This window comes from Pseudoalteromonas sp. ABV4_021 (assembly GCF_056159365.1).
The window spans coordinates 1,531,700-1,557,955 of the sequence record NZ_JBSWVB010000001.1 but is presented as its reverse complement, the minus strand read 5'-3'; the positions used below and the strand labels follow the sequence as shown (position 1 = coordinate 1,557,955).

Below are 26,256 nucleotides of genomic sequence, written 5' to 3'. Positions count from 1 at the left end.
AAAAAAGCGCTGTGATAACACAGCGCTTTTTTATTATCTTACAATTATGATTTAACTAGGTTAATAATTGCTTCAATCGCGTTATCTAGGTCAATAAGTTCTTTTTCACCTGTAATACGATTTTTATATTCGATTTGATTGTTGTCTAGATTACGCTCACCGATCACTAACGTATGCGGTACGCCAACTAGTTCCATATCGTTAAACATTACGCCTGGGCGCTCTTTACGATCATCAAATAATACATCAATACCAGCAGCTTGCAGATCTGCGTATAACTTGTCAGCAATTTCTGGAATACGATGCGACTTGTGCATATTCATTGGAACGATTGCCAGCTCAAATGGCGCAAGGGCAGTTGGCCATTTAATACCGTATTGGTCGTGGTTTTGTTCAATTGCCGCTGCAACGATGCGCGAAACACCAATACCATAACAACCCATAGTCATAATTTGGTTTTTACCGCTTTCAGCAAGTACGCCTGCTTTCATTGCCTCTGAGTACTTTGTGCCAAGTTGGAAAATATGACCAACTTCAATACCACGTTTGATGTTTAATACGCCTTTACCACATGGGCTAGGATCGCCTTCTACGACATTACGAATGTCTTCAACAGTGTAGTCTGTAACGTCACGGTCAAAGTTAATACCACTGTAGTGAACGCCATCTTCGTTCGCACCAGCGACAAAGTCTGCCATTACAGCCGCTGAACGGTCTACAATAATTGGCATGTCTAAACCAACTGGGCCTAGTGAACCTGGTTTTGCACCCGTTGCCTTAACAATGTCTTCTTCCGTTGCAAATTCAAGTGGAGAATCAACTAAAGTTAGCTTTTCAGCTTTAAGCTCATTAAGTTCATGATCGCCACGTACAACGAGTGCAACTAAACCGCGCTCTTCGTTTTCATTTGGCGCGCCGTAAGCAATTAATGTCTTAACGCCGCGGTGTGGTTTAACACCGTGTTGTTGTTTTAGATCTTCGATTGTTTTTGCATTAGGCGTGTCGAAACAGTTTAACTCTTTTGATGGCGCAGGACGTTCAATATTTGGTGCTACCGCTTCTGCTTTTTCAATATTCGCTGCGTAGTCTGACTCTGAGCTAAATGCGATGGCATCTTCACCAGATTCTGCAAGTACGTGGAATTCATGAGAGACTGAGCCACCGATTGAACCAGTATCTGCAATAACAGGACGGTAATCTAACCCTAGACGCTCAAAAACATTACAGTATGCTTGGTGCATTCTCTTATACGTTTCATTTAAGCACTCTTCACTTAAATGGAAAGAATAAGCATCTTTCATGGTGAATTCGCGCGCACGCATCACACCAAAACGTGGGCGAACTTCGTCACGTACTTTAGTCTGGATTTGATAAAGATTTACTGGCAGTTGTTTGTAACTGCTAATTTCTTTACGAACAAATTCAGTAATCACTTCTTCGTGCGTAGGACCTAATGCAAAAGGACGGTTGTGACGGTCATTAATACGCAGTAATTCTGGGCCAAATTGCTCCCAACGACCAGACTCTTGCCAAAGGTCGGCTGGCTGGATAATGGGCATTAACATTTCAATCGCACCGGCTTTGTTCATTTCTTCACGAACAGTGTTTTCTACTTTACGTAGCACTTTTAAACCACTTGGTAACCAAGTGTATAAACCCGATGCTAGTTTGCGGATCATTCCCGCGCGTAACATAAGCTGATGGCTGATAATTTCTGCATCAGATGGCGTTTCTTTTAACGTCGCTAAAATATATTGACTAGTACGCATTTGCTTTCCGAAATGTTAAATCTATTTTTATAAGGTAAGGCGCTAAGTTTATCAGTGTATGTAAAAATTCAAAAGCCTTACTATGCTGGCTTTTCGCTATTTTTACTAATTTCTAATACGGTAACGTCGCTTTCAATCACTTGCCATTTAATATTTAAATCAAACAAGCTCATGCCGTATTCTTGTAGCCCGACTTTCGTTTTTTTATAGGCCGGTCGCGGGTCTTGTTTTAATACTTTTTCAATAAAGCTTTGTAGCTCCGGGTAAAGGGTCTGGTTTTGCTCGCAAAACGCAATGGCTTTATCTGCAAACTCAACCAATAATGGCGTTTCTGGGCGTGTATCTGCAAATCCTGCGGTCGCATTTGGAAGGCTATCGGAATAGGGTAAATAGGGCTTAATATCAAGAATAGGAGTACCATCCAGTAAATCTATGCCTGACAGCTCAAGCCAAAGTTGACCGTTTTCATAGTGCACACCTTCGAGTTTTACCGCGCTCATACCAATGCCATTTGGCCTAAAGGTGGCGCGGGTTGCAAACACTCCTTTTTTATCGTTGCCGCCTAGGCGTGGAGGGCGGACTAATGGAGACCAGCCTTTATCGGCCGTTTCATGAAAACGGAAAATAAGCCAAACATGGCTAAAGTCTTCAATACCACGAACAAACTCTTCACGGTTAAACTCGCCAACAAATTTACATTTGGCTTTTGCTTCTGGAATAAGGCGAGGCTGGCGAGGTATCGCAAATTTTTGTTTATAGGGAGATTCGATAAAGGCAATTGGAGTTAATTGGTAGTCATTCATAACACTAATAAACTTAATTAGGCACTGTAAAAGTGCCTATTTTGCCACAAAACGTGTTGAATAAAATTATTCTTCTTTCATTTCTTGTTCGAACACTTTTTCCGCTTGCAGTGACATGTCTTTCATTTTTTGCGCGTATTTTTGAATACGCTTTTCATTTGCGGTTTTTGCTTCAAAGGCAGGAACCGGTACAGGGTAACCAGCTTGATCCGTAGCGACAAAATTGATGATGCAATTATTCGATTCTACCATCTGCCCAGATTTCGGATCGCCACAGCGTACCGCAATAAATATTTGCATACTGGTTTTACCGGTATTAGCTATTTTGGCTTCAACTTCAACAAGTTGCCCAACGAGAATAGGGCGATGGAATTTTATTGCCGCAACTGATACGGTAACACAGTAATGACCACTCCACAGCGCTGCACAAGCATAACCCGCTTGGTCAATCCATTTCATAACAATGCCACCGTGTACTTTACCGCCAAAGTTAACGTCGGTAGGTTCTGCCAAAAATCTAAATGTAACGCTGTCTTTATCCATAATTACTTGATAATCAGTGTGTTGTTTATTGAGTATTAGCGATAACTAAGGTTTTAACAAGTAATAAAAAAGGCATGCTCACGTGGGAGAGCATGCCTTTGACAAATACAATTGAAAATTACATATTCGGGTAGTTTGGCCCGCCAGCACCTTCAGGGGTGACCCAAGTAATGTTTTGGCTCGGATCTTTTATATCGCAGGTTTTACAGTGGATGCAGTTTTGCGAATTAATAACGAAGGTTTGTTGACCTTCAACTTCGTTGATTTCGTACACACCTGCAGGGCAATAGCGCTGTGCAGGCTCGTTGTACTCAGATAAGTTTTTACCAAGCGGTATTGTGTTATCCGCCAGTTTTAAGTGACATGGCTGATCTTCTTCATGGTTAGTACTTGATAAAAACACCGAACTTAGTTTATCAAAACTTAGCGTGCCATCAGGTTTTGCATAGTTAATTTCTGAATGACGACTAGCTGGCTCAAGGCAAGCATGATCAGGTGTGTCATCTTTAAAGTTAAACGGTAAACCGCCATTAAATAAGTTTTGATCAATGGTGTTATACATGCCGCCAAAAAACTTACCTAGTTTATGCATTGCTGGGCCGAAGTTTTTACTGCTGTTTAATTCTTGATAAAGCCACGAGTTCTCAAAACGTGATGTAAAGTCATCAAGCTCTGTATTCGCTTTATTATCCTGTATCGCACAAAAGATACTTTCAGCGGCCAGCATGCCTGACTTCATTGCTGTGTGATTACCTTTAATCTTGGCAAAATTAAGCGTACCGGCGTTACAGCCAACTAACACACCACCTGGAAACGTCATTTTAGGTAATGAGTTCAAACCACCTTTTGCGATGGCGCGTGCACCATAGGCAATGCGTTTGCCGTGTTTCAATGTATCTGCAAACACAGGGTGGTGTTTCATGCGCTGAAATTCATCAAATGGCGAAAGGTGTGGATTGCTGTAGTTTAAATCAATGATTAAACCAACGACCACTTGATTGTCATCGCCATGATACATGTAAGAGCCGCCACCGGTATCTTTATCAAGTGGCCAGCCTGCACCATGTACAACAAGCCCAGGCTTATGATGTTCGCTCGGGATTTCCCAGATTTCTTTAAACCCTAAACCATAATGTTGTGGTGACTTACCTTCCTCTAGTTTAAATGTACTGATGAGTTCTTTGCCTAAATGACCACGGCAACCCTCTGCAAAAATAGTGTATTTAGCGCGAAGTTCCATACCAGGCATAAAGCCATCTTTTTCTTCGCCAGATTCACTGACCCCCATATCACCTGTGATTATGCCTTTTACCGCATCATCTTCAATTATCAGTGAATGCGCACTGAAACCTGGAAAGATTTCTACACCTAAGTTTTCTGCTTGCTGTGCTAAAAAACGACATACATTGCCCATAGAAACGATGTAGTTGTCGTCATTATGGAAGGTTTTTGGCGTTGCGAAAGCAGGTAGCTTTTTCGAACTGCGTTCGTCATTAAACCAATAAATGTCGTCTTGGCTCACTTTAGTATTAAGTGGGGCGCCAAGTTCTTGCCAATTTGGTAGTAATTCATTAAGTGCACGTGGTTCAAGTACAGCGCCTGATAAAATATGAGCTCCGACCTCTGAACCTTTTTCAACGACACAAATCATTAATTCTTGTTCATTTTCTTGTGCTAGTTGTGCCAGTTTTATAGCGCTTGATAAGCCTGCAGGCCCAGCGCCTACAATAACTACATCAAACTCCATGGTTTCACGTTGTACCATGATATTGCCCCTGTTGAATTAAGCTGGTCTTTGTTAACCAAATAACCTGTTATTGGCTTTAGCATATTTTAGGTTGACGTTTACGTCAACAGGAAGTAGCCTTAAAACCAAATAACGGTTAAATAAGTTTACCTAGGTTTACGTACGCGTAAACATTGAAGGAGAGGTTATGAAAATCCTAGTTCCGGTCAAACGAGTGATCGACTATAACGTAAAAGCGCGCGTAAAAGCCGATAATAGTGATGTTGACCTAAATAATGTAAAAATGGCACTTAACCCATTTTGTGAAATCGCGGTTGAAGAAGCTATCCGCATTAAAGAAGCAGGCAAAGCAACTGAAGTCGTCGTTGTATCAATAGGCGATACGGCTTGCCAAGAACAGCTTCGTACGGCACTTGCACTTGGTGCAGATAAAGCAATCCAAATTGACACAAACGAACGTTTAGAGTCGCTGCATGTTTCTAAGCTCCTTGCCAAAGTTGTAGAGCAAGAAAATCCAGAGTTAGTGATTTTAGGTAAGCAGGCGATTGACTCTGATAACAACCAAACAGGTCAAATGCTTGCTGCACTTACTGGGCGCGCTCAAGCTACCTTTGCCTCAGAAGTAGTGGTTGATGGCGATAAGCTTAATGTAACGCGCGAAGTCGATGGTGGTTTACAAACAATTGCTGTTAACTTACCAGCGGTTGTGACGACGGATCTTCGCTTGAATGAACCTCGTTATGCAACGCTTCCTAATATTATGAAGGCTAAGCGCAAGCCGCTTGATGTATTAACCGCAGCGGATCTTGGTGTTGATCTTACGCCGCGTATTACAACCTTAAAAGTAGAAGAGCCAAGCAAGCGTGAAGCAGGCGAAATTGTCGCAGACGTAGCAACGCTAGTTGAAAAACTAAAAAATGAAGCGAAGGTGATCTAATGTCAGTACTTATTATTGCAGAGCACGAACATGGCGTGCTTAAAAACGACACAGCTAAAGTAGTTTCAGCCACGCAAAAACTCGGTAAGTCAGTCACTGTTTTAGTTGCAGGCTTTAACGTAGCCGCAGTAGCAGAGGCTGCAAGCAAAATTGACGGTGTTTCAAATGTGATTGTCGCTGATAATGCAGCATTAGAGCATCAACTTGCAGAAAATATGGCTGATCTTGTTGTCGATTTAGCAGGTGATTATTCACATATTTTCGCAGCTGCAACCACGACAGGCAAAAACTTTATGCCGCGAGTGGCTGCACTGTTAGACAAAGTGCAAATTTCTGACATTATCGAAGTGATTGACGAAAATACATTTAAGCGCCCAATTTATGCTGGTAATGCAATAGCTACGGTACAAAGTAGTGAAGATAAACACATTGTTACGGTACGTTCGAGTGCGTTTGATGTAGCTGGTGAGCAAGCGCCAGTAGCTGTTTCATCATTTGATGCAGTTAAAGAGAACGCACTAAGCAGTTTTGTTTCACAACAAGAAACAGAAAGTGAACGCCCAGAACTTACTGCGGCAGATGTCATCATCTCAGGTGGTCGTGGTATGCAAAATGGCGAAAACTTTGCATTGTTAAATGGTATCGCAGACAAACTAGGTGCAGCGATTGGTGCATCGCGCGCTGCTGTTGATGCGGGATTTGTACCAAATGACATGCAAGTAGGGCAAACAGGTAAAATTGTTGCGCCGCAACTCTATATCGCAGTAGGTATTAGCGGTGCAATTCAGCATCTTGCTGGTATGAAAGACTCTAAAGTGATTGTTGCAATCAACAAAGATCCCGATGCGCCAATTTTCCAAGTTGCCGATTACGGTCTAGTTGCTGATTTATTTGATGTACTTCCAGAATTAGAAGCATCACTGTAACAACATAAACTTATTCCAATTGTAAAAGCCTTGCTTCTTTAGCAAGGCTTTTTTTGTAGCGCTTCTTAGTGTAACTCTCTAAATCGAGGCTGGTTCGCCACAAAACAATATACGTGTAAAAAGTTGTGTGAGCAGATTATTAATTAACCTGAGCTGCACATAAGAAGTGGAACTAAATGCCCTTGCGGTGATCAGATCTTTCGACCAAGAAACATAAGATTACCGAGGCAAGGGCATGAATAACTTAGATGCAATTTACGTAGATGTCGATGATTTTTGTTTATTGTTTGAACCTCAATGGCTTAAACACCTAATAGAATCAGGTGAAAAGCAACGCATTAAGCCGTCTCGACTATCCTCTAGCGAAGTGATGACTATATTAATTGCCTTTCATCAATCAGGTTATCGCGACTTTAAAACTTACTACACCAAATTTGTTTGTCAGTATTGGCGACATTATTTTCCTGATTTAGTCAGCTATACACGTATGTTGAAGTTACTTCAGGCCACGTTACCTGCTCTGTGTAGCTATCTGAAGCAGCGCTTTGATAAACCAACAGGCATTGCATTTATCGATTCTACTTCTCTCAAGGTGTGTCACAACATGCGTATTCCTCGCCACCAAGTTTTCGCGGGAGAAGCCAAACGAGGCAAAGGAACAATGGGCTGGTTTTATGGCTTTAAACTTCACCTCATCATGAATGATGAAGGTGGTTTATTAGCTGTAAAAGTGACCGCTGGTAATGTTGATGATAGGAAACCTGTACCAGATATGGTCGATAATGTTACAGGTAGTTTATACGCTGATAAAGGTTATGTATCGGCAAACTTAAAAGCGGAACTTGCTGAGCAAGGCGTTGATTTTATTACAGGTCAACGAAGTAATATGAAACGTCAGCCAATATCATCTTGGGATAGAGCGATGTTATCAAAGCGTTTCATCATTGAAACGGTTTTCGACCAGCTGAAAAATATGGCTCAAATAGACCATACAAGGCACCGCAGCTGCATCTCATTTATGGTTAATTTAATGGCTGGATTAATTGCCTATACCTTTCAGACTAAAAAGCCGAGTATAAAAGTGACTCGGCTTTAATACTTATGCAGATCTCAGGTTAATTATCATGAGCTTTATAAGCCTGTTGATGTAGTAGATTACTAGGGTCTGTTGACCTTTCAAGTTCGTTTTTGCAGCAGTTTGATTGGGTTTTATACTAGGCGGAGGCTGCGTGGCATAGTTATTCTATGTGAGCCAGCCGATAACACAGTAGAAAAGCCAATCAAGCGCTGCCGAACGGTTCTTTTGAGCGCACTTTTCTCATTGTTGCTCGATATTCGCTTAGATTACTAGGCCACACATCGAGCGCCGCGATAAAAGCACGCTCAAACAGAACAAAAATAGAACAGCAAAGATCAACAGACCCTAGGCTAAAATGACAAAAACAAAAAAACCGGCATAAGCCGGTTTTTCATTAAGTGTACTTAATTAAACGGAAAGCGTTTAGTAAGTAGCTGAACCTTTTGTTCGCGGGAAGGCGATAACGTCACGTACGTTACCCATACCTGTTACGTAAGCTACAAGGCGTTCAAAACCTAGGCCGAAACCTGAGTGCGGAACAGTACCATACTTACGTAAATCGCGATACCAAGAGTAATCCTCTTTGTCTAAGCCCATTTCTTCTAAACGTGCATCAAGTACGTCTAAACGTTCTTCACGTTGTGAGCCGCCAATGATTTCACCGATACCAGGTGCAACAACGTCCATTGCTGCAACTGTTTTGCCGTCTTCGTTTTGACGCATGTAGAAGGCTTTAATGTCTTTCGGGTAGTTTTTAATAACTACTGGTGCATTAAAGTGCTCTTCTGCAAGATAGCGCTCATGCTCTGATTGTAAATCCACACCCCATTCAACTGGGAATTCGAATTTCTTGCCACAGCCTTTAAGAATTTCAACAGCGTCTGTGTAGTCAACTTGTGCGAAATCTTTTTCAACGAAGTTTTCTAAACGTGAAATAGCGGTTTTCTCAACTCGTTGTGCAAAGAATTCCATATCATCACGACGCTCTTCAAGTACTGCTTTAAATACGTATTTCAGCATATCTTCTGCAAGTGCAGCAATATCGTTAAGATCTGCAAATGCAACTTCAGGCTCAACCATCCAGAATTCAGCTAAGTGACGAGATGTATTTGAGTTTTCAGCACGGAATGTTGGGCCAAAAGTGTAGATTTTTGACATTGCTGAACAGTAAGTTTCGCCGTTTAGCTGGCCAGATACTGTTAAGAATGCTTCTTTACCGAAGAAGTCTTCGCTGTAATCTACATCGCCTTTATCAGTGCGTGGTAAGTTTTGCATATCGAGTGTTGATACACGGAACATTTCACCCGCACCTTCACAGTCACTAGCTGTGATAATAGGTGTAGAAATCCAAACGTAACCACGCTCGTGGTAAAAACGGTGAATTGCTTGTGATAAGCAGTTACGAACACGCGTTACTGCACCAATAATATTAGTGCGAGGACGTAAATGTGCGTGTTCACGTAAATATTCAATACTGTGACGCTTTGCAGCCATAGGGTACGTATCAGGGTTTTCTACCCAACCTACTACTTCTACCGATTCAGCTTGAATCTCAAATGATTGGCCTTGGCCTTGTGATTCTACGATTGTACCAACAACGGTTACTGAACAGCCCGCGGTAAGCTTGGTCACTTCTTCATAATTATTGAGTGAGTTCGGTACCACAGCTTGAATAGGATCGAAACAACTACCGTCATGAACGGCTAAAAAAGAGATTCCTGCTTTTGAATCGCGACGTGTACGGATCCAACCTTTAATAGTAACGGTTGCACCTACTTCTACACGGCCTTTCAAAAGGTCTGTGATAGCTATATGGCTCATTTTCACTCCAATGATTAAAATGCCTAAATAAATTCTTGTTGTTCTTACTTAGCATGCGCTAAGAAAGTTTGTTATCTTACCTGTGAAAGAAAAATAAAAAAACAGCAAATTTCCCGATAATGTGTAATATGCTTAAAAATAGTGAAATTTCATTGAATAACTGACGCGTATGATAAAAGAAAGGCGCAGCAAATCACCTATGAGGCAAAACGTATTACATGCGTTATCAATTATCGCGTGGTTTTTCTTTTTGCTTGCGCTGATTATGTTTCACTACGCAAGGCCTGAGCTTGAATATGGCATTATCCGTTATTTTGGTTTATCGCATCGTGATCATTGGTTGATGACGCCACGTAACTTGCTGATTCTTTTTTTAATCTTAACTGGTATTATATCGAGTATTTCAATCATCATGCGTCAGAGTTATAACCGCCGCCGTGGTGATAGTATCGCGGTTAATCAAATCAGTTTGTTAGTTATTTGTATTATTTGTTTATTGGTAATTTTGTTTAGATGAAACAAGTGTTTATTTTAAGGGGTCTGCCGGGCTCAGGGAAAAGTCATTACGCTCAGAGTTTGTGTGATGAAATGGTAAATGGCGATGAAGGCCAATTTGTAATTTGTTCAACCGACGATTTTTTTATCAGCGATGGTCAATATCGTTTTGATAAAGCCAAGCTAAGTGAATACCACAACCTTAATTTAGCGCGTTTTATTCGTGCGTTGAACCAGCAAATTCCATTGGTGATTTTGGATAACACCAACATTAAAAAATGGGAATTTATTGCGTATGCTGAAGCAGCGCACGCGCTTGGTTATCAAGTAAAAGAAGTGGTGGTAGGTGAAATTAAAGATAAGGCGATGCAGCACCTTTATTATCAGCGCAACATTCATAAAGTACCGCTAAAAACCATCAACAAAATGGCTTACCTATTTGAATGGTAAGCCATTAGGCCCTAAATCCTACAAAATCGATTTAATCGCATTACACATTTTGATGATTGACGCATCTTGCATTATATAAGGCGGCATCATATAAATCAGTTTGCCAAACGGCCTTAACCACACGCCATGTTCAATGAGCTGTTTTTGCACTTTGGCAACATCAACCGCTTGCGTCATTTCAACAACACCAATTGCCCCGAGAATACGAACATTTGCCACAGAATCTATATTTTCAAACTTTTGTAAGTGCGTTTTAAAACAATGTTCAATGCGTGCAATATTACTTTGCCAGTCAGTTTTAAGCAGTAATTCAATGCTTTTATTGGCAACGGCACAGGCAAGGGGATTTGCCATAAACGTTGGGCCATGCATCATTACACCTGCATCGCCTTCACTAATGCCAATTGCAACTTTATCCGTTGTTAAGGTTGCCGATAGCGTCATATAACCACCGGTCATTGCTTTACCAATACACATAATATCAGGCTCAACATTGGCATGTTCAACGGCAAACATTTTTCCTGTACGACCAAAGCCCGTAGCGATTTCATCACATATTAGCAGTATGTCGTACTCATCACATAATTCACGAACCGCTTTTAAGTAGTCGCCGTGATAAAAATTCATTCCGCCAGCATTTTGAACAATCGGCTCTAAAATAAAGGCGGCGATATCCATGTGATGCTTGTCAAAGTATTGCGCTAATACATCGCGCTCTGAACGGTCGAATGCGTCACCAAATTTACTTTTTGGTGCGGGAACAAAATAGTGCTCTGGTAAAAAACCTTTGTATAACGAATGCATGCTATTAACCGGATCGCATACACTCATCGCCGCAAATGTATCGCCGTGATAACCTTTACTTAGCGCCATAAGTTTGTTTTTACGCGTATTACCTTTACTGCGCCAATATTGCATTGCCATTTTAATGGCAACTTCTACGGCAACAGAGCCTGAATCGGCTAAAAAGATACGCGTAAGCGAGTGTGGCGTAATGTCGAGTAGTTTCTTGCCAAGGTCAACGGCAGGTTGGTGGGTTAAACCGCCAAACATCACATGACTCATTTTATCAACTTGTTGCTTTATTGCGTTGTTAAGTTCAAGGTTATTGTAGCCATGCAAAACGCTCCACCAAGAGGCCATTCCATCAATTAATTTTTCACCCGTTTCCAAATGAATATGCACGCCATCAGCATGTGTAACTGGGTACACCGGCAGGGGATTTATCATAGACGTGTAGGGATGCCATAAATGATTTTTATCAAAATCCAAATCAATTGTTTTTTTAGTGTTCAAATGTAAACCTTTAAAGCTTGTGTTTGGTTGACAATGGGGTGTTGCTGCGTAGACTAGCGAAATTAAGTTCGAGAAACAAATAAAAACGAGAATTCCATGGAACAAGCTCAGGTGCGTAATAACTGGACACTTAATGAAGTAAAGGCATTATTTAATATGCCGTTTAACGATTTACTGTTTCAAGCTGCCAGTGTTCATCGTCAACACTTTAATCCAAACAAAGTACAAATTTCTACGCTGTTATCTATTAAAACGGGCGCATGTCCTGAAGATTGTAAGTACTGCCCTCAATCAGGCCACTATAAAACGGATCTAGAACGTGAGCGTTTGATGGAAGTTGAGAAAGTCGTCGAACAAGCGCGTATTGCTAAAAATAAGGGTGCTACACGTTTTTGTATGGGGGCTGCTTGGTCTGATCCGAAAGATCGCGATATGCCGTACATTGCGAAAATGGTAAAAGAGGTTAAAGAACTGGGCCTTGAAACCTGTATGACGCTGGGCATGCTTGATAACGATAAAGCACATGTACTGCGTGATGCGGGACTTGATTATTACAACCATAACTTAGATACCTCACCTGAATATTACCAACAAATCATCACAACACGAACCTACCAAGATAGACTTGATACCCTTGACCACGTGCGTGACGCAGGTATGAAAGTATGCTCGGGTGGTATTGTTGGTATGGGCGAACAAGCGAAAGACCGTTACGGTTTATTAATGCAGCTGGCAAATTTACCAAAGCAGCCAGAAAGTGTGCCAATTAACATGCTAGTAAAAGTAAAAGGCACGCCACTTGAAGATGTGGACGATTTAGATCATTTTGAGTTTATTCGTACGATTGCGGTTGCGCGCATTATGATGCCAAAAAGTTACGTTCGCTTAAGTGCAGGACGCACAGCGATGAATGAGCAGATGCAATCAATGTGTTTCTTCGCTGGTGCTAACTCAATTTTTTATGGTGATAAATTACTAACTACGGATAATCCAGAAGCAGACAGCGATATGATGCTAATTAAAAAGCTGGGTATGTCGCCTGAAAGTGCTGAAGATTATTCCGATGAGGCATATCAAGCGTCGTTAGAATCAGCAATCGCTGATAAAGAAACATCAGAACTATTTTATCCTGCATAAATGGCGTTCGAATATATAAACAAGACGCTTGCTGAGCGACAACAAGCGTCTTTATACCGCCAGCGCATTGCCTTTGAGCGTGTTGGTCCTCGTTTTTTGCTTAGAAATAATACACAGTATTTAAATTTCGCATCAAACGACTACCTTGGTTTGGGTGAAGAGCCAATTACGGGTTTAGAAAATACATTAGGTGCGAGTAGTTCATCGTTAGTCACAGGCTATCAAAATGCGCATACTGCACTTGAGAATTACCTCAAATCTAAGCTCAACTATAAAGCGTGTTTATTGTTTAATTCAGGCTTTAGCGCTAACGCAAGTGTGCTTAAAAGTTTAATGAATGAAGCCAATAGTGAAATATTTCAAGATAAACTAAATCATGCCAGCTTAATTGACGGCGGACTCGCAGCAAACGCAACGAATACTCGCTTTAATCATAACGATCTAAAACATTTAACACGTCGTTTAGAAAAATCTAAAGCGCAGCACAAGCTGATTGTAAGTGAAGGGGTATTTTCAATGGATGGTGATAGCGCACCAGTTGCTGAACTTGTGCACATCGCTAAACAACACAATGCCTGGTTAATGATTGATGATGCTCATGGTTTTGGTGTAATGGGTCATCATGGTTTAGGCAGCTGCGACGAGGTTAAACCAGAAATACTGATTATCACTTTTGGCAAAGCCTGCGCAAGCAGCGGGGCAGCGGTGTTATGTAGCCAAAATGTGGCCGATTATTTATTGCAATTTAATCGCGATTATACCTATTCAACTGCAATGTCGCCTTGGCTTGCATCGGCAACGCTTTCGCGATTAGAACGGCTTTACAGTGCCGATGAAAAACGCGCACGCCTTAAAGACAATATTGCGTATTTTAAAACCCTTGCAAGTAATCATAACCTTGCACTCATGCCGTCAAATAGCGCCATTCAACCGCTGGTGCTTGGCGATAGCGAAAGCTGTTTAGCGCTGAGTGAGCATTTAAAATCAAATGGTATTTGGCTTACGGCAATTAGACCACCAACAGTCCCTCATAATACAGCACGGCTAAGAATAACGATTACCGCTGCACATCAAGCAGCAGATATAGAACAGTTGATAAATCATCTTGTTGATGGGTTAAAATTGTTATGATGTTGTCTGCGTTAACCAAAAAGCAAGCCACTGCGTCTCATTTTTCTAAAGCAGCAAAGCGCTATCAAAGTCATGCCCATGTGCAAAAGCAAGCAGCCGACATACTGTTAAAATCATTGGGTGCGAGGTATAAGGTCGCGCTAGATTTAGGCTGTGGCCCTTTTGTAAATTCGTTTGAACTGAAAAAACGCTGCGATTATCTAGTAAGCATGGATTTAAGTGAAAGCATGTTACAACAAGGTGTTACACCGAGTATCTGTGCTGATATGGATACCTTACCGTTTCTGGGCGACTGTTTTGACCTGATCTTTAGTAATTTTGCAATGCAATGGAGTAGTGATTTAGCGGCACTTTTAACCCATTTTTACCGTGTTTTAAAACCAGGTGGTCGCGCACACTTCAGTATTGTGGCCGATGGCACGTTGCAAGAAATTAAACATGCTTTCTCAGTGCTCGACAATGAACCTCACATAAATCGCTTTGTAACACAAAACGATATCGCCAATGCAGTAGCACATACGCCGTTTAAATTAATCAGTAGTAGCTTTTGTCATCATAAAATATTTTACGATAGCCCTAAGCTTGCCTTAAACTCTATTAAAGAAATTGGTGCAAATCATAAAGTTAATAGTAGCGAACAACCCAGTGGACTGATGGGTAAACGTAAATACCGTGCATTGTTAGCTAATTATCCAAAAGAGCAGGGGCAATTTCCGGTAAGTTACCAAGTTGCTTATATAGTGATAGAGAAATGAATCAAGTTTTTATAACTGGCACAGATACAGAAGTAGGTAAAACCCATGTATCGAGCCTTTTAATTAAATATATTAAACAACATAAACGAGCCGTTACTGGTTTCAAGCCGATTGCCGCAGGGGCTGAGCAGGCATTTGGTGAGCTTGTCAATGAAGACGCATTAACATTGTTGGAGTCTGGCAATGTAGCACTGCCGTACAAATTGATAAACCCGTTTTGCTTCGAGCCACCCATTGCGCCACATATTGCAGCAAAAAAAGCCGGAGTAGAGATAAGTAAAACCGCACTATCAAACCATTTAGGTGTGTTAAAGCACCAAGAGCTTGATCATTTGATAATAGAAGGTGCTGGCGGTTGGGCATTGCCAATTAATGATAATGACTTATTGTCAGATTGGGTTAGCGAACAAAATTTACCGGTGATTTTAGTTGTTGGTCTAAAATTAGGCTGTTTAAATCATGCATTATTGACTTTAAGTCATATAAAACAAAGCGGCGTCAAATGCGTTGGTTGGATTGCCAATTATGTTGACGATGGCATGTTAGAACAAGACGAAAATCTGCAAACCCTAAAAGCACGTTTAGATTGCCCATTATTGGCCATTGCACCTAACTGTAAAAACGGCAAACCTAAGCTTCAAGTGTATCAAGCTCTTAACACTGCGCTAAATTTAGCTAATTGAAACGAGAGCGTGTTGTTGCTTTTTGATTTAGCCCACTAGATTTACAAAGTGACGTCGCGACCAAAGCGGTTTGGATTTGCACAAAATTTAGACCAAAAAGATCAACGCGCGCTAAATAACTTTATGTAAATTTCATGGTGTGTTTAGTTTTAAATAATATGTGTGTCATTTTGTAAATTTATCTTGAAACGTAATCAAAAGACACTATATAAAGCGGTAGAAAACACATTTTGAGGTAACAATGAAAAGAGTTGTATTGTTTTTAATTACTAACCTAGCGGTGATGCTGGTGTTAGGTATTGTGCTGTCGGTTATTATGTCAGTACTAGGCATAGAACACCGAAGCTTAGGTGGCATTTTATTAATTGCCACGTTGTTTGGTTTTGGTGGCTCGTTTATTTCGCTGTTTATGTCGAAATGGATGGCGAAAAAATCAACCGGTGCCCATGTTATCGAGCAACCGCGTTCTGACGTAGAAAAGTGGTTGGTTGAGCGTGTTGCAGAGCAAGCTAAAAAAGCCAATATTGCAATGCCAGAGGTAGCTATTTACGACAGTCCTGAAATGAACGCGTTCGCAACAGGCCCAAGTAAAAATAATTCACTGGTTGCAGTTAGTACTGGTTTATTACACAACATGAGTCAAGACGAAGCAGAAGCCGTTCTCGCCCATGAAGTGTCACATATTGCCAATGGGGACATGGTTACACTTACGCTTATTCAAGGCGTTGTAAACACGTTTGTAATTGCGATCTCGAAGGTACTTGCAGGTATTGTCGATAACTTCTTAAATAGCGATGAAGAAGAGTCGGGTGGTTCTTGGACATACTTTATCTTTGATATGATATTCCAAGTATTATTCGGTATTTTAGCAAGCTTTGTAGTGGCGTATTTTAGCCGTCAACGTGAGTTTGCTGCTGACAAAGGCGCTGCAGAACTTGTTGGTGCACACAAAATGCGTTCAGCACTTGAGCGCCTTAAAGTTAATCACCCATCACAACTAGAAGGGTCGATGATGGCATTTGGTATTGCATCTGGTAAAGGTTTAATGGACTTAATGAGTTCACACCCTCCACTTGATGCGCGTATTAATGCATTAAAATAAGTACTGATTTAATACATACGGAAAAGGCGCCATTAGGCGCCTTTTTGTTGTTCTCGTTTTAGTTGATTAGGTAATAAGGTTTCAACGATTTCTTTTGCTGGAATGGTATATCGCGTACCGTCAAACATTACCGAAGCATTTTCGTCAATGCCAGTAATGCCTGTGAGCGTCCAGCCTTCACCACGCTTTTCACAATACACAGTTGTCGTTGGTGGTATCACTTTAAATTCAGGCATTGGTTTTTCTAACTAGTGAAACAATTGACTTAATTTACCTTACAGATTCGAGAATTCACAGTTTTTAATTGAGAAAACGAAGGGATTATTGGATAATTCGCAACTCGCAATCCCACATCGCGAAAACAATTTTTAACATTCACAATGCGCTTGTTAATAATCTAAAAGTGCAATTAATGTGAATTGAGTGCCTAACTATGAGGAGTGACTATGACTGTTGGCATTATTATGGGTTCAAAATCAGATTGGCCTACCATGCAACACGCTGCAGATATGCTTGATAAATTCGGTGTTGAATATGAAACAAAGGTTGTTTCTGCGCACCGTACGCCACAGTTATTAGCCGATTATGCCAGCACAGCAGCTGAGCGCGGTATTAAAGTAATTATTGCAGGTGCAGGCGGTGCAGCGCACTTACCGGGTATGGCAGCTGCATTTACCAGCTTACCGGTACTGGGCGTTCCGGTTAAATCTAAAGCACTTAATGGTGTTGATTCACTTCTATCAATTTGCCAAATGCCAAAAGGTGTTGCGGTAGGTACGCTTGCGATTGGTGATCCGGGCGCTGCAAACGCTGGATTATTAGCGGCGCAAATTCTGGGTTGTCAGCAGCCTGAATTGCTAGCGAAAATCGACGAATTTAGAAAAAACCAAACTGATACTGTTTTAGCACATCCAAACCCAGCAGAATAATATGAATATTTTAGTTCTCGGCGCAGGCCAACTTGCCCGTATGATGAGTTTGGCAGGTGCGCCTCTTGATATAAATATCAAAGCCTATGATGTTGGTTCTAAGCACGTTGTTCACCCGCTAACACTTGCCGTGTATGAGCAAGACTTAGTTGCTGCAATCGCAGAATGTGATGCGATCACCGCAGAGTTTGAACATATTCCTGATGATGTATTAGCGTTATGTTGTCAAAGTGGCAAATTTTACCCAGGTAAAGATGCCATTAAGGCTGGCGGTGACCGTAGCATCGAAAAAGCACTATTAGATCAAGCGAATGTACCTTGTGCACCGTATTTACTTATTACCGAGCGTGAACACTTAGACCGTGCCGTTATCGATTTGGGACTGCCACTTGTGATCAAAACCTGTCAAGCAGGTTACGATGGTAAAGGGCAGTGGCGTATTAAAGCGGATTCTAATGTAGATCAAATTTGGTCAGAAATGGCTGAATTTATTGCAGCAGGTAGTGAAGATTTCCCGCACACCATTATTGCTGAAAAAATGATCCCGTTTAAGCGTGAAGTATCAGTGATTGGTGCACGCGATAAGCAGGGTAATACGGCGGTGTATCCTGTGACTGAAAACGAACATACCAACGGTGTACTTACGTTATCAGTTGCCACTGATATTGATGAGCAAATTCAAAGCCAGGCGTTAGCGGCATTTAATAAACTATCAGCAGCGATGGATTATGTTGGTGTATTGGCAATTGAGTTCTTCGATGTTGATGGCCAACTAATGGTGAATGAAATTGCACCTCGCGTTCATAACTCAGGTCATTGGACACAGCAAGGTACGCTGTGTAGTCAGTTTGAAAACCACTTACGCGCTGTAGCTGGGTTGCCATTAGGTGATACCGCAATGATTGGGCCAAGTGCGATGATCAATGTGCTTGGTGAGCCGAGCATTCCTGCTGATGTGTTATCCGTTGCTGGAGTAACCAGTCATTGGTACGGTAAAGCAGTTCGCGCAGGTCGTAAAATGGGCCACATTAATGTCGTAGGGAGCAGCAATGTTGAGCTAGGTAAAAAACTTGCAGTGCTTGCAAACTATTTACCAGAAGATGCTTATCCAGGCGTTGCAGCACGTGGAGCTGAACTGTCTAAATAAGCTATTTAGTTAACTATACAGAATGTGTATTATAAAAAACGGTTATACGCGTTAATGTGTATAACCGTTTTTTGTGCGTTTAATTATGCGTAAAGATAAAACCATTTAATTTAATTCTGATTGAATATCGATTTCAACATAAAATGGTACTGCGTTGTTGGTAATGTATTTACCTTGCAATAACCGTTCGTGTCCTTCTAAGTATTGCTCATGGTGACTTTGTTTATTGTTTATCATGGTTTGCCAAAAACTTCCGATATCAAGCGAAATAATTGACTCGTTTCCATCACAATAAAAGTGTTGATAGCGTGACCAGTTTTCAAGTTCATCTTGTTTAAGCCATTTAGCTAAACTTGTTTTATCAGGTCCGCGATAAATACGTAATCTAAACTTGCTCATAACAGGCTATTCAAATTGGATATAGTTAAAGGGTAGTCAATGACTATCGGATTTGAGAAATTAAAATAAATTTTTTGAATAAATTTTGAACTAAATGATGAGTCGCACGGTCTATTACTTTGAAACGAGAAATTACTTTTTCGTTTCGACCTAAATTGCTAGCGCAGAGTATTCGGCCAACACCTTGTTGGCCTTTTTTTGTTACAAATGTAATCGCTAAAATCACATAATAAAACGATAAGCGCAGTTTTATTATTGCCAATTGTTTGGTTAAATTAGTGTAATTTTAATTACAAAAAAACACACAATGTATAATAAATCTATTATTGCTCTTGCTGTAACTGCGTGTATTAGTTTGGCTGGTTGTAAAACGACTGAACAATCTACCATCGCAGCTGCTAACGAATTTTCACCAGTAGTTGAAACAACGGCTCACCAAGGCCCAGAAACCATTACGTTAAAACAAGCAATGGCGCACCCAGATTGGTTAGGTCGTCAGCCTGAGCGTGCATTTTGGTCGTTTGATTCTAAGTCGGTAAATTATGCGCGTAAACAAGCGGGTAACGAATTACGCGATACCTACACTCGTATGTTGGACAAGCAAGGCAATGGTGATTTAGTTTCGCTTGATAAATTGCACACACTCGGTGCGAAACAATTAACCTTTAGTCAAGATAACAAGTGGGTAGCATATACGTTTAAAGGCAATATCTTTGCTGTTGAGCAAGCAACAGGTAAATTAAAGCAGCTGACCTTGAGCGATGATAATGCATCACAGCTGTTGTTTTTAACTAGCGGTGAACTTGCATATCGAGTTAACAATAATTTTTACAAAATTAATGTAGAAACGGGCCTACGCTCACAAATAGCAGCACTTAAAGTTGCTGATAAGCCAGAAGGCGTAAAAGAGCCAACAAGTTATATTGCTAAAGAGCAACATAAACTCATTGACTACGTAGCACTAACCCACAAGAACAAACAAGATAAACACGCTTACAACGAGTCATTAAAAACGCAAAACGAAAGCGTTATGAACGATACATATTACCTTGGTAAAGGTAATCGTATTGTCAGTGCAGTAGTGTCACCAGCAGGCGACAAAATCATTACGGTTGTTACTAAAAGTTCACCGTGGCGTGATGATGGCGATATTATGCCAAACTACATTGGTCAAAATGGTGAAATTGTAGCTGAAAAAGTAAGGCGTCGTGTTGCTGACACCAAGCCATCTGGCTCTGAGTTGGTAATGATTGACCTCACTGAAAATACCCAAACAAGCCTACCATTCGACACATTGCCTGGGTTTGATGAAGACGTATTAGCTAGTGTAAAAGCCGAAAACGCAAAAGCACAAGGTAAAACATACAAATCAGAAAACACACCTCGTCATATCAATTTAATGATGGACTGGGGTTGGTCACAAAATGCAATTCAGTGGAATAGCGATGGTTCACAAGTGGCTGTGATGCTTGAAGCGTTTGATAATAAAGACCGTTGGATTGCAACTGTAGACTTTGCAAGTAATAAACTGGTTTCGCAACATCGCTTACACGATAAAGCCTGGGTTAACTATACGTACAATAATTTTGGTTGGTTAAATCAACAACCAGATACGCTGTATTATTTATCTGAGGAATCTGGTTATAGCCATATTTATACAAAAGCGCTTGCGGGGAAAGCAAAGCAGCTAACAAGTGGTCAGTTTGTGGTATCAGAATTAACACAAGCTCGTAATAGCCAGTCAATTTTTTATAAAGCAAACAAAAAACACCCTGGCATTTACGAAATCTACAAGTTAGATCTGACAACGGGTGAAAGCGTTGCTCAAACCGATTTAAACGGCATGACGGATTACCAGCTTAGCCCGGATGAATCTAAACTATTGTTAACGCACTCTAAATTGGCATTACCACCAGAGTTATACGTAACTAATGTTGATGGTGATACAGTAACGCGCTTAACCAATACCGTATCGGATAAGTTCCTAAATACACAGCTTGTTGCGCCAAAAATTGTAGCCGTTCCGTCAAGCCATACTGAGCAGCCTATTTATGCAAAAGTGTATTACCCACGTGATTACAAAGAAGGTGAAACAGGTAAAGCACGCAAAGCTGTTATCTTTAACCACGGTGCAGGTTATCTACAAAATTCACATCTAGGTTGGTCAGGCTATTTCCGTGAATTTATGTTCCACTCATTCCTTGCAGAGCAAGGTTATGTGGTAATGGACATGGATTACCGTGCATCTAAAGGCTATGGACGCGATTGGCGTACCGCGATTTACCGCCATATGGGTAAGCCTGAAATTGAAGATTTAGCCGATGGTGTAAAATGGATGACTGAAAATGCGAATGTTAATGATCAGCGCGTTGGTACATATGGTGGCTCATATGGCGGCTTTATGACCTTTATGGCATTGTTAACCCGTCCAGAATTGTTCCAAGCGGGTGCCGCACTTCGCCCTGTATCTGACTGGGCATATTACAATAATCCGTATACATCGAACATTTTGAACCATCCAGATGTAGATCCAATTGCCTATAAGCGCAGCTCGCCGATTTATTTTGCTGAAGGGTTAGAAAAACCATTGTTAATTAATGCGCCAATGATTGATGACAATGTATTCTTCCAAGACGTAGTGCGCTTAGTGCAGCGTTTTATTGAACTTGAAAAAGAAAACTACGAAACAGCAATTTATCCGGTTGAGCCACATGGCTTTAAACAACCTTCTTCGTGGTTAGATGAGTACCGTCGTATTTATAAATTATTTGAACAAAACTTATAATTGAAAAAGGCCGCACAGCGGCCTTTTTTATTGGATGATATTTTCGCGAAGTGCGTGACGGTTTAATTTCGCATAAACAAATATGCCGGATATTGCGCCAATCAAGTGTGCTTCAGTTGCTACCCGTGCGTTAATTAGTTGTCCTAATTCAGCACTTGGGCCAGCATATTGCTCCCAAGCGATTTTTAACCAAACACCAACAAACAAAAGATAACCCGTTTTCAGACCTTTTTGGCAGTCAATTAACGCACCAACAATGATTAAACCATGTAAAACACCACTTAACCCATTATAAAGTGTATTTTCAGGATAAAAAATATAAAGCCCACCGCCAGTGTAGAGCGCAAGTAACAGAAGTGCCAATGAGTATTTCCTCACATCATAATATTCTCCGTGTAACGCCCAGATGAGCGCAACGCCTGCTAGGTTTAACATTAAATGGTAGCTATTTGAGTGACTAAAATGAGCAGTAATAAGTCGCCAGTATTCACCATGTGAAAATAAGCTTCGGTTATATTCAAATAATTCACTGAGCGGCGTTGCAAAAATAATTATCGCGGCAAAAATCAGAACAAGCGGGGCAGTGATATAACGTTTATCGGTTGGAAGATTTAACATTCGCTATCTGTGTTAATCAATATCAAATGTCTGTAAGATTATCACAAATAATAGATTTGCTTAATTATGAAAACATTAAAACAGACTCTCTCACAAATACTTATCGCATCGAGCTTATTATCATTCAATGTTGGCGCCACAATTGTTGGTGAACCAGAAGCAAATACCGGCTTTACTAAAAAACAACAAGTTGTTGCTGATAAGTTTATGGTTGCGGCTGCTAACCCCTATGCGGTAAAAGCAGGTCACGCAATTTTGGCTAATGGTGGCAGCGCCGTTGATGCCGCAATTGCAGTGCAATTAGTACTCACATTAGTAGAACCTCAATCGTCTGGTATTGGCGGTGGGTTGTTTATGATGCATTACGATAAAGCCAATAGTCATTTAACCAGCTTTGATGGACGTGAAACTGCGCCAGCGAATGCGAGTGAATCTTTGTTTTTAGATGAAAATGGCAAACCAATTCGCTGGATTAATGCGGTAGTAGGTGGACGTTCAGTGGGAGTGCCAGGGGCGTTAGCTGCGCTAAAAAATGCGCACAGTCGTTATGGTAAATTGCCATGGCATACATTATTTACTGATGCTATAAAATTGGCGCAAGATGGCTTTGTGGTATCACCGCGACTTGAAAAATTGGTGAGTCTGCAAATAAACCCTGGAGTTGCTTTAATTGACGACACTAAAGATTATTTTATGCCAAATGGCGAGGCACTCAAAGCAGGCACAGTTAAAACGAATGTAAAGCTAGCGAACTTATATAAAGCGATTGCTAAAAACGGCATCGACGCGTTTTATCAAGGTGAAAATGCAAAGCAACTTGTTGAAACTGTAACAAATTCATCCATTGCGCCAGGCAAAATCAGCCTTCAAGACTTAGCCAATTATAAAAGTGTTGAGCGAAATCCAGTATGTGCACCGTATAGAACATATAAAGTGTGCTCTATGGCGCCGCCGAGTTCCGGTGGCATTACGGTACTGCAAATTATGGCATTACTTGAAAACACTAAAGCACCACTTAATACATCGTGGGAACTTGAATCAATTCATGCATTTACTCAGGCATCACGCTTAGCGTTTGCGGATCGTGACCACTATATTGCTGATCCAGACTTTATCGACGTACCTGTTGCGCAAATGTTGGATAAAAACTATCTACAAGAGCGTAGTAAACTAATTAATGACAAAGACATGGGCATGGCGTTACCTGGCGAATTTGCACAAGATTGGTCTGTCGCGCAGGTTAATTACGAGCAACCATCAACGTCACATGTGTCAATTGTTGATAGCTCGGGTAATGCGGTTTCAATGACAACATCAATTGAAATGGGTTTTGGCTCCGCGTTAATGGTGAATGGTTACCTGCTTAATAACCAACTTACTGATTTTACGTTTAATCCTAAGATTGACGGTAAACCTGTGGCTAATCGTGTTGAGCCAAATAAGCGTCCGCGTTCTTCAATGTCGCCGGTTATGGTGTTTAATCATGACGGTAGTTTAAAAATGGTTATTGGGTCGCCGGGTGGTTCACGCATTATCAACTATGTAGCCAAAGCAATTGTTGGTGTGCTTGATTTTGGTTTAACGCCACAACAGGCGATTGCGCTTGCCAATATTACTAACCGTAACCGTGTGACGACACTTGAAAAAGGAAGTGATGTAACACGTTATAAAGCAGCGCTTGAAGCACGCGGTCACAAAGTCGTTATTCGCGATTTAAATTCGGGTATTCACGCGGTAATGATTGAGGGTAATAAACTTATCGGTGCTGCGGATCCGCGCCGTGAAGGCATTGCACTCGGACAATAACCTGAGGCAAAGTAAATAGATTGATAGCAATACGTTAAACTTGGTTAATTTAAGGCAAGAATCATTGCTTTAATGTATTGCTACTTAGATAATGTTTTCAATTATTCGTTATTTATCTTATAGTTTTGCATTTTTAAACTTTAGTCTAATAATTAAAGCTATTACAACACACCACCAAGAATACAATGACAGAACACACACATAAAAATTACTTGTACATCCCTTATGCTGGGCCGACGCTAATTGAAACACCGCTATTAAATAAAGGCAGTGCTTTTAGCCAGCGCGAACGCGAACAGTTTAACTTAGCGGGTTTATTGCCGCCAATTTTTGAATCAATCGAAGAACAAGTTGAGCGTTGTTATCAGCAGTACAAAAGCTTCACCAACAACTTAAATAAGCACATTTATTTACGTGCCATTCACGACACTAACGAGACCTTGTTCTTCCGCTTGGTACGTGATCACTTAGAAGAAATGATGCCAATTATTTATACCCCAACGGTAGGTGAAGCGTGTGAGCGTTTTTCTGATATTTATCGTAAACACCGCGGTTTATTTATTTCGTATGAAGACCGCCACAGTATCGACGATATTTTACGTAACGCCACCAAAGGTAAAGTAAAAGTAATCGTAGTTACTGACGGTGAGCGTATTCTTGGTTTAGGTGACCAAGGTATTGGCGGTATGGGTATTCCTATTGGTAAATTATCACTTTATACCGCAGTGGGCGGCATTAGCCCAGCGTATACATTACCGGTAATGCTTGATGTGGGTACCAATAACCAAGCGCTACTGGATGATCCTATGTATATGGGTCGTCGTCATAAGCGTATTTCGCAAGAACAATACGACGAGTTTTTAGAGCTATTTATTAATGCAGTTAAACGTCGTTGGCCAAATGTTATGTTGCAGTTTGAAGACTTTGCACAGCCAAACGCAATGCCGTTATTACAACGTTACCGCGACCGCATTTGTAGCTTTAACGATGATATTCAAGGCACGGCTTCGGTTACCGTAGGTTCATTATTAGCGGCGTGTCGTGTTAAAGGTGAAGCGCTATCTTCACAAAAAGTGGTATTTGTTGGCGCTGGTTCTGCAGGCTGCGGTATAGCTGAGCAAATTATTGCGCAAATGGTAAGTGAAGGTATTAGTGAAGCGCAGGCACGTTCGCAAATCTTCATGGTTGATCGTTTTGGTTTATTAACTGAAGGTATGGGCGATTTACGTGACTTCCAACAAGTATTAACTCAGAAAAAAGACGCCATTAGCGATTGGAATTACAGCGGCGATTATGCATCCTTGCTTGATGTAATGAACTGCGCAAAACCAAATATTTTAATTGGTGTATCGGGTCAACCAGGGCTATTTACTGAGCAGGTAATTAAGGCAATGCACCAAGGTAGTCAGCAGCCAATTATTTTCCCTTTAAGTAACCCAATCAAACAAGTTGAAGCAATGCCTGAAGACGTGATTGCGTGGACCAACGGTGAGGCAATTGTGGCAACGGGTAGCCCATTTGAACCGGTTACCTTTAATGGCAAAGAGCACATTATTCCACAATGTAACAATAGCTATATTTTCCCAGGCATTGGCCTAGGTGTAGTTGCAGTGGGTGCCAAGCGTATTACTGACGAAATGCTGATGATAGCGAGTGAAACCCTTGCCGCAGAATCGCCAAGAGCAAATACAGGTGAAGGTAGCTTGTTACCGCCGCTAACCAAAGTTGAATCGCTTTCTAAAAAGATTGCGTTTAACGTTGCGAAAAAAGCCATAGAACAAGGCGTGGCGCTTGAGATTTCAGACGAAAAATTAGCGAGTCTAATTGAAAAGAACTATTGGTTACCTGAATATCGTGATTATAAGCGCGTAAGCATTTAAGTTTATCGTGTGATAATAA

Annotated in this window: 24 protein-coding genes; 15 read left to right on the top strand and 9 right to left on the bottom strand. The window is 41.0% G+C overall.

The window, feature by feature from the left end; genetic code table 11:
• Nucleotides 1-44 precede the first annotated feature (44 nt).
• The 4 genes from ACXAFE_RS07375 to ACXAFE_RS07360 form a co-directional block, all read right to left on the bottom strand.
• The gene (locus ACXAFE_RS07375) at nucleotides 45-1,769 is read right to left on the bottom strand and encodes a proline--tRNA ligase (protein ID WP_475150707.1); all 1,725 of its coding nucleotides are present in this window, start codon (nucleotides 1,767-1,769) and stop codon (nucleotides 45-47) included.
• Between the two features lie 80 nt (nucleotides 1,770-1,849).
• A complete protein-coding gene (gene tsaA / locus ACXAFE_RS07370) occupies nucleotides 1,850-2,572 on the bottom strand; it encodes a tRNA (N6-threonylcarbamoyladenosine(37)-N6)-methyltransferase TrmO (protein ID WP_475150702.1) in 723 nt (240 codons plus the stop codon).
• 66 nt (nucleotides 2,573-2,638) lie between these two features.
• Entirely contained in the window at nucleotides 2,639-3,115 is a 477-nt protein-coding gene (locus ACXAFE_RS07365) for an acyl-CoA thioesterase (protein WP_010560053.1), read from the bottom strand.
• 118 nt (nucleotides 3,116-3,233) lie between these two features.
• Entirely contained in the window at nucleotides 3,234-4,880 is a 1,647-nt protein-coding gene (locus ACXAFE_RS07360; protein WP_475150693.1) for an electron transfer flavoprotein-ubiquinone oxidoreductase, read from the bottom strand.
• A 169-nt stretch (nucleotides 4,881-5,049) separates the two neighbouring features.
• Here ACXAFE_RS07360 and ACXAFE_RS07355 point away from each other — a divergent pair, with 169 nt between their 5' ends.
• The 3 genes from ACXAFE_RS07355 to ACXAFE_RS07345 all read left to right on the top strand — a co-directional run bounded on the left by ACXAFE_RS07355 (nucleotide 5,050) and on the right by ACXAFE_RS07345 (nucleotide 7,821).
• Nucleotides 5,050-5,799, top strand: a complete 750-nt coding sequence (locus ACXAFE_RS07355) for an electron transfer flavoprotein subunit beta/FixA family protein (RefSeq protein ID WP_475150687.1) — start codon at nucleotides 5,050-5,052, stop codon at nucleotides 5,797-5,799.
• Nucleotides 5,799-6,725, top strand: a complete 927-nt coding sequence (locus ACXAFE_RS07350) for an electron transfer flavoprotein subunit alpha/FixB family protein (protein WP_475150682.1) — start codon at nucleotides 5,799-5,801, stop codon at nucleotides 6,723-6,725. Before ACXAFE_RS07355 ends, ACXAFE_RS07350 begins: the two co-directional genes overlap by 1 nt.
• Before the next feature lie 235 nt (nucleotides 6,726-6,960).
• A complete protein-coding gene (locus ACXAFE_RS07345) occupies nucleotides 6,961-7,821 on the top strand; it encodes an IS982 family transposase (RefSeq protein WP_475150357.1) in 861 nt (286 codons plus the stop codon).
• 405 nt (nucleotides 7,822-8,226) lie between these two features.
• Here the strand turns inward: ACXAFE_RS07345 and asnS are convergent, their stop codons facing one another.
• Nucleotides 8,227-9,624: an asparagine--tRNA ligase gene (asnS, locus tag ACXAFE_RS07340; protein ID WP_475150680.1), complete on the bottom strand. Its 1,398-nt coding sequence runs from the start codon at nucleotides 9,622-9,624 to the stop codon at nucleotides 8,227-8,229.
• A 199-nt stretch (nucleotides 9,625-9,823) separates the two neighbouring features.
• On the opposite strand from asnS, the gene ACXAFE_RS07335 reads away from it, so the two are divergent.
• Together ACXAFE_RS07335 and ACXAFE_RS07330 are read left to right on the top strand one after the other, a co-directional pair.
• Nucleotides 9,824-10,141 (top strand): hypothetical protein, encoded by a 318-nt coding sequence (locus ACXAFE_RS07335; protein ID WP_475150675.1) that lies wholly within the window; start codon nucleotides 9,824-9,826, stop codon nucleotides 10,139-10,141.
• Nucleotides 10,138-10,569, top strand: a complete 432-nt coding sequence (locus ACXAFE_RS07330; RefSeq protein WP_475150673.1) for an AAA family ATPase — start codon at nucleotides 10,138-10,140, stop codon at nucleotides 10,567-10,569. Before ACXAFE_RS07335 ends, ACXAFE_RS07330 begins: the two co-directional genes overlap by 4 nt.
• 18 nt (nucleotides 10,570-10,587) lie before the next feature.
• Here ACXAFE_RS07330 and bioA read toward each other — a convergent pair whose 3' ends face one another.
• Nucleotides 10,588-11,865, bottom strand: a complete 1,278-nt coding sequence (gene bioA / locus ACXAFE_RS07325; RefSeq protein ID WP_475150671.1) for an adenosylmethionine--8-amino-7-oxononanoate transaminase — start codon at nucleotides 11,863-11,865, stop codon at nucleotides 10,588-10,590.
• Nucleotides 11,866-11,961: 96 nt separating this feature from the next.
• Between bioA and bioB the strand changes: the two genes are divergently transcribed.
• The 5 genes from bioB (at nucleotide 11,962) to htpX (ending at nucleotide 16,673) form a co-directional block, all read left to right on the top strand.
• On the top strand, nucleotides 11,962-13,002 hold the full coding sequence (gene bioB / locus ACXAFE_RS07320) for a biotin synthase BioB (RefSeq protein ID WP_475150669.1): 1,041 nt from the start codon (nucleotides 11,962-11,964) through the stop codon (nucleotides 13,000-13,002).
• Nucleotides 13,003-14,133, top strand: coding sequence for an 8-amino-7-oxononanoate synthase (locus ACXAFE_RS07315; protein ID WP_475150667.1), 1,131 nt, complete (start codon nucleotides 13,003-13,005; stop codon nucleotides 14,131-14,133).
• Entirely contained in the window at nucleotides 14,130-14,888 is a 759-nt protein-coding gene (gene bioC / locus ACXAFE_RS07310) for a malonyl-ACP O-methyltransferase BioC (RefSeq protein ID WP_475150665.1), read from the top strand. Before ACXAFE_RS07315 ends, bioC begins: the two co-directional genes overlap by 4 nt.
• Nucleotides 14,885-15,571, top strand: coding sequence for a dethiobiotin synthase (gene bioD, locus ACXAFE_RS07305; RefSeq protein WP_475150663.1), 687 nt, complete (start codon nucleotides 14,885-14,887; stop codon nucleotides 15,569-15,571). The genes bioC and bioD overlap by 4 nt, the downstream gene beginning before the upstream one ends.
• 241 nt (nucleotides 15,572-15,812) lie before the next feature.
• Nucleotides 15,813-16,673, top strand: a complete 861-nt coding sequence (gene htpX, locus ACXAFE_RS07300; protein WP_475150660.1) for a protease HtpX — start codon at nucleotides 15,813-15,815, stop codon at nucleotides 16,671-16,673.
• A 32-nt stretch (nucleotides 16,674-16,705) separates the two neighbouring features.
• On the opposite strand, the gene ACXAFE_RS07295 is transcribed toward htpX, so the two are convergent.
• A complete protein-coding gene (locus tag ACXAFE_RS07295) occupies nucleotides 16,706-16,909 on the bottom strand; it encodes a hypothetical protein (RefSeq protein WP_010560066.1) in 204 nt (67 codons plus the stop codon).
• A gap of 210 nt (nucleotides 16,910-17,119) precedes the next feature.
• Here ACXAFE_RS07295 and purE point away from each other — a divergent pair, with 210 nt between their 5' ends.
• A complete protein-coding gene (gene purE / locus ACXAFE_RS07290) occupies nucleotides 17,120-17,602 on the top strand; it encodes a 5-(carboxyamino)imidazole ribonucleotide mutase (RefSeq protein ID WP_010560067.1) in 483 nt (160 codons plus the stop codon).
• Nucleotide 17,603: 1 nt separating this feature from the next.
• Nucleotides 17,604-18,749: a 5-(carboxyamino)imidazole ribonucleotide synthase gene (locus ACXAFE_RS07285; RefSeq protein WP_475150657.1), complete on the top strand. Its 1,146-nt coding sequence runs from the start codon at nucleotides 17,604-17,606 to the stop codon at nucleotides 18,747-18,749.
• Nucleotides 18,750-18,854: 105 nt separating this feature from the next.
• Here the strand turns inward: ACXAFE_RS07285 and ACXAFE_RS07280 are convergent, their stop codons facing one another.
• A complete protein-coding gene (locus tag ACXAFE_RS07280) occupies nucleotides 18,855-19,148 on the bottom strand; it encodes a hypothetical protein (protein ID WP_475150653.1) in 294 nt (97 codons plus the stop codon).
• A 307-nt stretch (nucleotides 19,149-19,455) separates the two neighbouring features.
• Between ACXAFE_RS07280 and ACXAFE_RS07275 the strand changes: the two genes are divergently transcribed.
• Complete coding sequence (locus ACXAFE_RS07275) at nucleotides 19,456-21,933, top strand: S9 family peptidase (protein ID WP_475150651.1); 2,478 nt, start codon at nucleotides 19,456-19,458, stop codon at nucleotides 21,931-21,933.
• A 27-nt stretch (nucleotides 21,934-21,960) separates the two neighbouring features.
• On the opposite strand, the gene rrtA is transcribed toward ACXAFE_RS07275, so the two are convergent.
• Nucleotides 21,961-22,551: a rhombosortase gene (rrtA, locus tag ACXAFE_RS07270; RefSeq protein ID WP_475150647.1), complete on the bottom strand. Its 591-nt coding sequence runs from the start codon at nucleotides 22,549-22,551 to the stop codon at nucleotides 21,961-21,963.
• Between the two features lie 66 nt (nucleotides 22,552-22,617).
• On the opposite strand from rrtA, the gene ggt reads away from it, so the two are divergent.
• Both ggt and ACXAFE_RS07260 read left to right on the top strand, forming a co-directional pair.
• Entirely contained in the window at nucleotides 22,618-24,357 is a 1,740-nt protein-coding gene (ggt, locus tag ACXAFE_RS07265) for a gamma-glutamyltransferase (protein WP_475150645.1), read from the top strand.
• 185 nt (nucleotides 24,358-24,542) lie between these two features.
• A complete protein-coding gene (locus tag ACXAFE_RS07260) occupies nucleotides 24,543-26,237 on the top strand; it encodes an NAD-dependent malic enzyme (RefSeq protein ID WP_475150644.1) in 1,695 nt (564 codons plus the stop codon).
• Nucleotides 26,238-26,256: the final 19 nt, after the last annotated feature.